This window comes from Polynucleobacter sp. 35-46-11, assembly GCF_002281105.1.
The window spans coordinates 1-1,782 of record NZ_NCFJ01000512.1 but is presented as its reverse complement, the minus strand read 5'-3'; the positions used below and the strand labels follow the sequence as shown (position 1 = coordinate 1,782).

3 protein-coding genes and 1 tRNA gene are annotated in these 1,782 nt (G+C 40.2%); all 4 read right to left on the bottom strand.

The genetic code is table 11. The features are described from left to right. A partial coding sequence (locus B7Y67_RS17045; RefSeq protein WP_293599649.1) for a tetratricopeptide repeat protein occupies positions 1 to 663 on the bottom strand: 663 nt, incomplete at its 3' end. 80 nt (positions 664 to 743) lie between these two features. Beyond that, a tRNA-Thr gene (locus B7Y67_RS17040) sits at positions 744 to 819 on the bottom strand. An 18-nt stretch (positions 820 to 837) separates the two neighbouring features. Then, positions 838 to 1,248, bottom strand: coding sequence for a ClpXP protease specificity-enhancing factor (locus B7Y67_RS17035; protein WP_293599648.1), 411 nt, complete (start codon positions 1,246 to 1,248; stop codon positions 838 to 840). Positions 1,249 to 1,277: 29 nt separating this feature from the next. Next, a partial coding sequence (locus tag B7Y67_RS17030) for a glutathione binding-like protein (protein ID WP_293599647.1) occupies positions 1,278 to 1,782 on the bottom strand: 505 nt, incomplete at its 5' end.

Sequence of the window (1,782 nt, the reverse complement as noted above, 5' to 3'; positions counted from 1 at the left end):
AACAAATGATAGTAAATAAAACGGGTGCATCTTAACTCGATTAGATGGACTAATAGTGATTAGTGAATTGAAAAGCTGGTCTACATCACTCCAATCACATAGCTTCATCTTGCAATGAATTAAGGCTGCAATGTTCACACTTTTTTCAGAGCCTATAGAAACTGATTTTTTGTATGAGCTAAGAGCATCACGTGGTCGTTTTAAATTGAGAAGCGCATTGCCCATATTTTCATATGCATCAGCATAGTCTGGCTGCAAATCGATTGCTTTTTGATAACATGCAACAGCAGCTGTATATTCTCTAAGATCTTGTAATAAATTACCCTTATTGTTATGAACTTCGGCATAGTTCGACTGAAGTGCTATAGCTAGATCATAACTCTTCATAGCTTCATCATACCGCTGAAGATCTTTTAATATATTTCCACGGTTAGTGTGTGCAAGCCAGTTTTTTTTGTCCAACTTAATTGCAAGATCAAATTTTGTTAGCGCTTCTTGTCGATTATTTTTAAAGGCACTTAGTACACCTAATAAACGTAATAACTCAGAATTCCTTGGGCTCATTTTCATGGCTTGATTAAGTAATCGATGAGCGCCATCCAAATCCTCTCTCTGGATATATTCAATTGCGAGATTCATCAAGTATCCGACCTGAGGATTCATTTGGAGATATTAAATGTAAAAACGGGTTTTATAAGGAAAAAAGGATTTACAGCAAATTTCTGTAAATCCTTGGTATATTTTGGTGCCCCTTGTCCGACTCGAACAGACCACCTACTGATTACAAATCAGTTGCTCTACCAGATGAGCTAAAGGGGCAACGGATGATATTTTAACCTATTTCACAACCGTCAAGGAAGGTCTCCCGACTTTTGGCTTTTGGACTTCACCGGGGATATCTTCTTTTGATTGTTTATTCGACTGCTGATGCTTTGGATCAAATGGGAAGGACATTCCCTGGCCATTTTCCCGCGCATAGATTGCTAAGACATGGCTTACGGGAACCATGATTTTTCTAGGTATACCGCCAAACCTAGCCTGAAAACTAATCCAGTCGTTATCCATGTTCAATTGATGGCAAGCCTCTAGGGATAAATTTAGAACAATTTCATTGTTCTTCACAAATTCCATGGGAACTTCTACATTTTCATCCACGAATGCCGCAATAAACGGCGTAAAACCAAAATCCGTACACCACTGATGTAGCGCACGGATTAGGTAAGGTTTATTACTAGGTATCTCAGACATACTCATGAAGCTGCCTGAAAATGCACCGCTTAGCGGCGCATTACCTTTTCTGAAGGAGTTAATGCCTCAATGTAAGCAGGTCTACTAAAAATACGCTCAGCATATTTCAGTAAGGCTGCAGCATTACGCGAAAGATCAATGCCATAGTGCTCTAAGCGCCACAGTAAAGGCGCAATAGCCACATCAAGCATGGAGAACTCTTCACCCAACATGTACTTATTCTTCACAAAAATGGGAGCTAACTGAGTCAGGCGATCACGAATTGCTAAACGTGCTTTTTCATGAACTTTTTCTGCAGCCTTACCTTTTTCATTCTCTAGGGCAGCTACGTGCACAAATAACTCTTTCTCAAAATTGAAGAGGAAGAGGCGTGCGCGTGCGCGTGCTACAGGATCAGGCGGCATTAATTGTGGATGAGGAAAACGCTCATCAATGTATTCATTGATGATGTTGGATTCATACAAAATTAAGTCACGCTCAACCAAGATCGGAACTTGGCCATAAGGGTTCATTACCGAGATGTCTTCAGGCTTG